This window comes from Streptomyces sp. NPDC005492, from assembly GCF_040605995.1.
In the GTDB taxonomy this organism is placed as follows: domain Bacteria; phylum Actinomycetota; class Actinomycetes; order Streptomycetales; family Streptomycetaceae; genus Streptomyces.
The window spans coordinates 61,178-68,332 of record NZ_JBEXDX010000044.1 but is presented as its reverse complement, the minus strand read 5'-3'; the positions used below and the strand labels follow the sequence as shown (position 1 = coordinate 68,332).

Here is a 7,155-nt window from a genome sequence, read left to right as displayed (position 1 = left end):
AACTCCAGGCCCTGGTTGAGCTTTTCACGGTTGGAGAGCAGGTCGTCGAGATCGCTCTTGCCGATGATCGACCGCAGGGAGGTCTGCGCCATCTGCGAGACGGCGAAGCGATAGTCCTCGACCTGCACCAGCGCGTCCGCCGCGTCGACGACCTTGAAGTAGACGACCGCGTCGACCCGCACGGTCACGTTGTCGCGGGTGATGCCCTCCTGCGCGGGCACGGGCATCGTCACGATCTGCATGTTGACCTTGCGGAGCTTGTCCACGAACGGGACGACCAGGGTGAAGCCGGGGCCGCGCACATCCGACCGCAGCCTGCCGAGCCGGAACACCACGCCCCGTTCGTACTGTTTGACGACCCGCGCCGCCGCCATCGTGTACACCGCTCCGACGGACGCGAGGGTCACTCCCGCCGTCACCAGCTCCTCGACCATCACGGCCCCCCAGGGTCCGACGTGGGCGCATCAGGTGCCTGCTGCGATACGACGACGGTAACTCCGTGCTCCGCACAAGAGCGAGCCCCCGCACGCCAGTTGCGTACGGGGGCTCACCCGCTACCGGCTGCAGTCCGGAGCGGAGGTCATGCGGGCGGACGTCAGCCGACGCTCACGCCGTAGTAGCTCAGCGCCTCGGTGACCGGCTGGAAGAAGGTCGTGCCGCCGGAGGTGCAGTCGCCGCTGCCGCCCGAGGTCAGACCGTAGGCCACGGTGCCGCCGTAGAGCGGGCCGCCGCTGTCGCCGCCCTCGGCGCAGACCGTGGTCTGGATCATGCCGTAGACGATGTCGCCGCTGCCGTAGTTGACGGTGGCGTTCAGGGCGGTGACCCGGCCGCTGTGCGTGCCGGTGGTGGAGCCGCGCCGGTAGACGGTGGTGCCCACGGCCGGGGTGGCCGCGCTGGAGATGGTCTGGGTGCCGACCGCGCTCGGGTGGGCGACCGACGTGTTGGTGTACTTGACCAGCGCGAAGTCGTTGGTCGGGAAGCTGTAGCCCACGTTCGTGCCCAGCACCGTGGTGTGACCGGAGTTGGAGTACCAGGTGGAGGCGACCTCACCGCAGTGGCCGGCGGTCAGGAAGTAGTACGTGCTCCCGCTGTGCACGTTGAAGCCGGCCGAGCAGCGGTAGGCGCCGCCGTAGATGGCATCGCCTCCGGTGAGCAGCTTCTTGAACTGGCCGGCCGTGTGCTTGATGGTGATCGCGTCGGCGGTGCTGCCCGCCTGCGACTTGATCTTCGCGATCTCGGCCTGCGAGACCGTGGAGTCGACGGTGACGACGACACGGTTCGTCTTGCTGTCGACCGCCCAGGCGGTGCCCGGGACATCGGCCTTCAGTACGGACGAGTTGGCCGCGGAGAGCTGGGTGGCGCTGAACGTGTGTACGTCGGCTGCGCTCGCGGTGGGGACGGCGAACGCCGCAGCGGCCACGAATCCGGTGGCCACGGCGATCAGCCCGGCCCGTCTCGCGATTCCGCTGCGCGGGGTGGTGCGCTTGATCCTCACGTTTCGTTCCCTCCCAGGGGAATTCGGGGGCCCGCGTGGGGTCGGGGCCCGTGAGGCGCAGTCAGGGTCGGGCGTCCGGTTTTCGAACACGCCGTGCCCCTGACAAGCGCTGTGGGGGAGTATTCGGCTGCGTGACCGAGCCGCGCAAGGGCGCCTTTCGGCCGTGCAGCCTTCAACTTGCCCACGATCTACGCGAGTTGATCACCCCGCCGCAGAAGATGGAAGCCCCGCCCACCAGGGATCGATGCCCCACCTACCGGAGGTTGCGCTCCCCCGCCTCGATCGCGACGCCCAGCGTATTCCCCGACGGCGGGAAAGGGCAGATGAAGTGGTCGGCGAACGCGCACGGCGGCAGCACCGCCCGGTTGAAGTCGACCGTCGTGCGCCCCTCGGCATCGGGCGCGGCGGGGTACAGGAACCGGAACCGGTAACTGCCGCGCCCACTCGTGGAGTCGGCGAACACCGCCCACAGCCTGCCGTCGCCCTGCACAGCCACCTGGAGCGTCAACTCCCGCCCGTCCAGCCGAAAGGCGAGTTCACCCGCGAGCCCGAGCCCACGTTCGACACCGTCCGCCGTGTCCACGCGCACCGTGCGCCGCGCGTCGTACGGCGTGAAGCGGCCCGGCACCGAGCGGCGCGGTTCGTAGGGCGTGGCCTCGATGCCCCGGAACGCCCGCCGCGCCGCCGAGTCGGGGTCGTAGGCGCGCACACCCCGGACTCCCTCGCGGATCAGGACGACCAGCCGGCGCTCACCGAGGCCGACGCGGGCCGCGCTCACCGGGAGGTTGTCGACGCCGAGGTGGACGGTTCCGGCGAAGGGTTCCCCGTCGAGGGTCAGTCCGTCCGCCTCCGACGCGGTGAGGACGACGGCGTCACCGTCGAGCGTCCATACCCCGGGGATGGCCGGAAGTCGACCGTCCGGATAGTCCTCCAGCCAGTGCGTGCCGGTGAGGGCGAGGGGGCCGTAGGGCGCCGACACGGTCTCCGTGCGGTGCTTGTGCCACTGCTTCCATTCCTCGTCCGCGCCCGAAGTCATGCCATCAGCTCCCTCGTCCCGTGCTCAACCTGTGGCCGCCCGGTCACCCCTTCCCGCCGGGTCGGGGAGTCCGAGATGTGAGCGCAGGGTGGCGCCCCGGTATTCCGTGCGGAACGCGCCGCGTTCCTGGAGCAGTGGCACCACCCGGTCAACGAACTCGTCGAGACCACCCGGGGTGAGGTGCGGCACGAGGATGAAGCCATCGGCGGCGTCCTGCCGTACGAACGTCTCCAGTTCGGCGGCGACCGCCTCCGGGGTGCCGATGAAGGACTGGCGTCCGCTCGCCTCGATCACGGTCTGCCGGATGGACAGCCCCTTCTCCCGGGACAGTGCCCGCCACTTTTCGGCCGTCGCGACGGTGTCGCCGCGCCGGGTCCGCCCCTCGGTGATCGACGGGTCGGGCACCGGGTCAAAGTCGGGGAACGGGCCGTCGGGGTCGTAGGAGGAGAGGTCGGTGCCCCAGACCTGCTCCAGGGCGAGGATCGCGTTCTGCGGGGAGACCTGCTGTCGCCGGATCTCGGCGGCCCGCTCTTGCGCCTCGGCCGCCGTGTCGCCGAGGACGACGGAGACGCCGGGCATGATCTTGAGATCGTCCGCGCTACGGCCGTACTTCGCGAGCCGTCCCTTCACGTCGGCGTAGAAGGCGCGACCGTCCTCCAGCGTGCCGTGCCGCGTGAAGACGACGTCGGCCGACCGGGCCGCGAACTCCCGACCTTCCCCCGAGTCCCCGGCCTGGATGACGACAGGATGCCCCTGCGGTGAGCGCGGCACGGTGAACTCGCCCGCGATGTCGAAGTGTTGGCCTCGGTGCGCGAAGGGACGGGAGACTCCGTTGGGGGTCCAGGAGTCCCACAACTCCCTTGCTACGGCGAGGAATTCAGCGGCACGGGTGTACCGCTCCGCGCGGTCGAGGTAGCCGCCGCGTCGGAAGTTCTCACCGGTGAAGGCGTCGGAGGAGGTCACCACGTTCCAGGCGGCCCGGCCTCCACTGAGGTGGTCCAACGTGGCGAGTCTGCGGGCGAGTTCGTACGGTTCGTTGAAGGTGGCGTTGACCGTGGCGGCCAGTCCGATCCGCTCGGTGACGGCGGCGAGCGCGTTGAGGACGGTGAGCGACTCGGGCCGTCCGACGACGTCCAAGTCGTGGATACGGCCCTTGTGTTCACGCAGCCGCAGTCCCTCGGCGAGGAAGAAGAAGTCGAAGAGACCGCGTTCGGCGGTGCGGGCGAGATGCTCGAAGGAGGAGAACCCGATCTGGGACTTCGACCGCGGATCGGCCCACACGGTGGTGCTGTTGACGCCGGGGAAGTGGGCCGCCAGGTGGATCTCCCTACGGGCTCGTACGGTCATGACGCTCCCCCGGTCACGGCGTACTGATTGGCGGGCCGGGCCAGGCCCAGGTGCTCCCTGAGCGTGCTGCCCGGATAGAACGTGCGGAACAGACCCCGGTGTTGGAGCAGCGCCACCGTGCCGTTGACCAGCCGTTCCAGGTCGCGGCGCGGTTCGAGGGGCGTGAGGTGGAAGCCGTCGACGGTACGGTCGCCGTGCCAGCCGGCGATCAGTTCGGCGAGGTCGACCGGGCCGCCCCGGTACAGCGGGCCGTGCGCGGACTGCCGGGGGCCGCCCCCGCCGTGGCCCGGCTCGGCCGCGTGCTCACCGTCGCCGAGGTCGACGACGAGACCCGCGAGAACCCGCAGGGTGTCGGGATCGCGGCCGAACTCCTCGGCGGACGCGCGCAGTTCGGCTCGTACGGCACCGGCCTGTGCGGAACTCGCCGCGCGGACCAGGGCCACATCGGCATACCGGGCCGCCGTCCGACGGGCCTGGCCCTCGGTGGCGTCGACCACGCGGACCGGGTGACCCTGCGGTGGTCTGGGCACGATCGAGGGGCCCTTGACGGAGAACGCGGAGCCGTGGAAGTCGACGTGGTGCAGCTTGTCGCGGTCGACGAAGCGGCCGGTGGCAGTGTCCCGTATCTCGGCGTCGTCCTCCCAGCTGTCCCACAACCGCGCTGCCACCTCCGCGACTTCACCCGCCTCCTGCCACAGGGCGTCGGCGGGCTCGGCACGCCCACGGCCGAAGAGCCGGGCCTCGCCCTCCGTGGTCGACACGTCGATCCGCCAGCCGGCCCGCCCTCGGCTGACCCAGTCGAGGGTCGCGACCGCGGCCTGCACATGGAAGGGCTCGGTGTGCGTGACGGTCACGGTGGGCACCAGACCGATCCGTCCGGTGGCCGGGGCGACGCGGGACAGCACGCCGAGGGCGTCGGGCCCGGGACGCGCGAAGGTGTCGTCGAGCGTCACGAAGTCGAGGCCGCCGCTCTCAGCGAGCCGCGCCAACTCGACGTAGGAGCCGGCGTCGTAGGCCGAGGGCTGATCGACGGCGGCGGCCAGATGCAGACGCCGGCCGTGCGAGGAGGTCATGGGAGGGAAACCTTCCTGTCGTTCGAGGCCCCCTCGGGGAGGACCAAGTCCTTGATGAGGCACGGGACTTCAGCGACCGGCTCGGTGACTACGCGACGGTCCGACACGCGAGGTCCCGCAGAAAGGCCAGCGCGGCCCGCGCGGTGGCGTGGTTCTGCCGGAAGGCGGGGCCGCCGCCCGTACGCGGCCAGATGCAGGCCCCGGCCGTGCGAGGAAGTCATCGCAGAAAAGCCTTCCTGTCGTTCGGGCCCCCCGGAGAGGGCCAAGTCCCTGATGAAGCCCGCGACTTCACCGGGCCGGCTCGGCGACTACGCGGCAGCCCGACATGCGAGGCCCCGCAGGAAGACCAGCGCCGCCCGCGCAGTGGCATCGTTCTGCCGGAAGGCCGGGCCGCCGGTGCGCGGTCGGGTGAAGGCGCCGGGGGTCCGTACGTCGGTGTAGGGGCCGAGGGCGAAGCGGCGGGGGTGCGGGCGGCCGGCCGTGTCGAGGATGCGCCCGTCAGTGGGGTCCACTCGCAGCAGGCCCTGCGGGGTTTCCACAGCTCCGTCGGCGTGCAGTGCGCGCAGCAGCGGGTCCAGCGCCCGTCCGACGGTGGGCTCGGGCAGCCGCGCCTCGACGAGCGCCCGTGCCTCGGTCGTCACCCCCGGCACGGTCGGGCTCGACGCCCGGAACACCCCGTCCTCGGCGGTCACGGTCATGTCGGCGCCGACGAACCGCACGACGCCGGCCCGGGACAGCGCGAGCAGTTGGCGCAGCCGGGGTCCGGGCGGCCCCGAGGCGAGATAGCTGAAGAAGCCGTGCCACCAGGGCCCGACATCACCACCGAGCCGGATCAACTGGCCGTAGACGGAGAGCAGTCCGAGGAAGACCGCCAAGTCCGGGCTGTTGGACGGGTCGTGATGGCGTGTCAGGTCGGCCTCGACATAGGTCCGCAGGCCGTCCTGGAACGCCTCCTGCGACGCGTACCGCACCCCGTCCAGCGGACGGTCGAGCGCCGCGAGGTCGAGCCGGTCGGCGGGGTCGGGCACGGCGGAGGCCACCAGCGCCTCGCGCTCCGCCGCCTCCCCGGCCGTGTACTTCTCCTCGAAGTCGGTCCAGGCGACGGCCGTCCGCTCGGGGTGGGCAGCGAACAGCCGGTGATAGTGCGCGAACCCCAACTCCTTCTCGATCAGCGGCCATACGTCCCGCCGGAAGTCGAACCCCTCCGGCCGTGCGAGCAGCGCGTCGACCTCTGCGGGCCCGAAGAACCGTGGCAGCGGCGGCCGTTCACCGGTCCACTCGTAACCGATCTTCGAGTGGTACGGCACTCCGCGCCGCGACCCGACGTACAGCACCGGCTCCCGCCCCGACGGCACATACGTCTCGCCGTCGTACCGTCCGCCCCGCCCCTCGGTGAGCAGCACCATCAGGTCGACGAAGGCGAGACCGAAGCCCCGGACGATGACGGGTTCGCCGGGCGCGAGGGCGGACAGGTCGCTGTCGGCGGTGAAGTCGGGCGGCAGGTGGACCAGGTCGTGGGCGCGGGCGTAGGCCGCCAACTCGCGCTGCTCCTCGTCGAGTTCGGCGTCGAGGTGACCGATCGCGAGGACCACGAGGTCGGCGAGGAGCGGGCGCGGGCGGCCCTCCAGCCACACCTGCTGGCGTCCCTCGCGCGGACCGCTCACCCTCAAGGCCCGCCGCGGATGGTGGTGGACGGTGATGCCCGGCGGCAGGGCGGCCACGGACTGTTCGTGCACCCAGCGCAGATAGGCGCCCTGGAGCTGCCGGTCGGCGAAGGTGGCGCCCTGGATGTCCGCCCATTCGTGCAGCGTGGGGCCGGGGCGCACCGGCCCGTCCATGACCACCGTCTCGTCGGTGAACATGGTGACGTCCTCGGCGTGCGAGTTCATCCACAGCAGCGGCGACTGGGCGGCGCGCCAGATGCGTCCGGCGCCCGGCGGATGGGGGTCGACGAGGTGGATGTCGAAACCCTCGGCACCCTCGGCGCCCGAACCGCCGTACAGCTCGGGCGCGTTGGCGGCGATGCGCTCGATGAGACCGGTCCCCCGCGGCCCGGCCCCGACGATCACGAGTGAAGGCCTCGTGCCGGGGACGGCGGATATGGGGGTGGGACTGTCGGAAGGCATGCGAAGACTCCGTGACGTGAGCAACACGGGCGGGTGCCTTCACACAGGACGCCTCGCGGCGCCGTACGGCCGAGCCCC

Annotated in this window: 6 protein-coding genes; all 6 read right to left on the bottom strand. The window is 71.3% G+C overall.

Going from position 1 to position 7,155, the window contains the following annotated elements:
- On the bottom strand, positions 1–434 hold a 434-nt coding region (locus tag ABZT04_RS37395; RefSeq protein ID WP_356062710.1), incomplete at its 3' end, for an SPFH domain-containing protein.
- 161 nt (positions 435–595) lie between these two features.
- Positions 596–1,495, bottom strand: a complete 900-nt coding sequence (locus ABZT04_RS37390; RefSeq protein WP_356062707.1) for a S1 family peptidase — start codon at positions 1,493–1,495, stop codon at positions 596–598.
- 253 nt (positions 1,496–1,748) lie between these two features.
- Positions 1,749–2,531: a DUF1684 domain-containing protein gene (locus ABZT04_RS37385; protein WP_356062695.1), complete on the bottom strand. Its 783-nt coding sequence runs from the start codon at positions 2,529–2,531 to the stop codon at positions 1,749–1,751.
- A gap of 24 nt (positions 2,532–2,555) precedes the next feature.
- The gene (locus ABZT04_RS37380; protein WP_356062692.1) at positions 2,556–3,878 is read right to left on the bottom strand and encodes an NtaA/DmoA family FMN-dependent monooxygenase; all 1,323 of its coding nucleotides are present in this window, start codon (positions 3,876–3,878) and stop codon (positions 2,556–2,558) included.
- Entirely contained in the window at positions 3,875–4,951 is a 1,077-nt protein-coding gene (locus ABZT04_RS37375) for an LLM class flavin-dependent oxidoreductase (RefSeq protein WP_356062689.1), read from the bottom strand. The genes ABZT04_RS37380 and ABZT04_RS37375 overlap by 4 nt, the downstream gene beginning before the upstream one ends.
- A 308-nt stretch (positions 4,952–5,259) precedes the next feature.
- The gene (locus tag ABZT04_RS37370) at positions 5,260–7,077 is read right to left on the bottom strand and encodes an FAD/NAD(P)-binding protein (RefSeq protein WP_356062687.1); all 1,818 of its coding nucleotides are present in this window, start codon (positions 7,075–7,077) and stop codon (positions 5,260–5,262) included.
- Positions 7,078–7,155 lie beyond the last annotated feature (78 nt).

Bases quoted from the DNA above. Each gene is read 5' to 3' on its own strand.
- ABZT04_RS37385 (WP_356062695.1), bottom strand. From the start codon at position 2,531: ATGACTTCGGGCGCGGACGAGGAATGGAAGCAGTGGCACAAGCACCGC.
- ABZT04_RS37380 (WP_356062692.1), bottom strand. From the start codon at position 3,878: ATGACCGTACGAGCCCGTAGGGAGATCCACCTGGCGGCCCACTTCCCC.
- ABZT04_RS37375 (WP_356062689.1), bottom strand. From the start codon at position 4,951: ATGACCTCCTCGCACGGCCGGCGTCTGCATCTGGCCGCCGCCGTCGAT.
- ABZT04_RS37370 (WP_356062687.1), bottom strand. From the start codon at position 7,077: ATGCCTTCCGACAGTCCCACCCCCATATCCGCCGTCCCCGGCACGAGG.